The sequence below is a fragment of the Rhizobium sp. BR 317 genome, assembly GCF_047445835.1.
GTDB classification, from domain to species: domain Bacteria; phylum Pseudomonadota; class Alphaproteobacteria; order Rhizobiales; family Rhizobiaceae; genus Rhizobium; species Rhizobium paranaense.
Genome location: NZ_JARWLB010000224.1, coordinates 1 through 513, shown reverse-complemented (window position 1 = coordinate 513; position 513 = coordinate 1). Strand labels below are relative to the sequence as shown.

Below are 513 nucleotides of genomic sequence, written 5' to 3'. Positions count from 1 at the left end.
GCCTGATGCGGGCCATCTGGTTCAGCATGCGCACGTCCCTGCGCAGATGGGCAAGGATCAACGACGTCTTCGCCGGATCGTAATCGCGGTCCCAGGCGGCGATGAGGTTGTCGACGGCGTCGGCCTTCAGATCCCATCCGATCACCTTGCCATTGGTACGGTAGGCATCGATCGCCTTGCCGACGTTGCCACGCGCMAAATCAAGCGAGGCATCGCGCATCCATTGCTGGCGTTGGCGGTAGATGGTTTMGAGTTCGGCATAGCYGATGCGATCGGCAATCGCGCGAAACGCGGCGCCGGCTTCGATCGGTTGGAGCTGTTCGGGATCGCCGATGAGAACGAGCTTGGCGCCGGCCTTCGTTACCGCTTCGACGAACAGCGCCATCTGCCGCTACGACACCATGCCGGCTTCGTCCAGTACGAAGACCGTCTTGCTGTCGATCTGGTTTCGTCCCTCGTTCCAGCGAAGCTCCCACGAGGAAAGTGTCCGGGAAAGGATCCCCGCTTCTTTCT

The 513-nt window shown here is 61.2% G+C and carries 1 pseudogene; it reads right to left on the bottom strand.

The annotated features are described in order from the left end of the window. Positions 1-513: pseudogene (locus QD357_RS32940) on the bottom strand (AAA family ATPase); the annotation flags it as partial.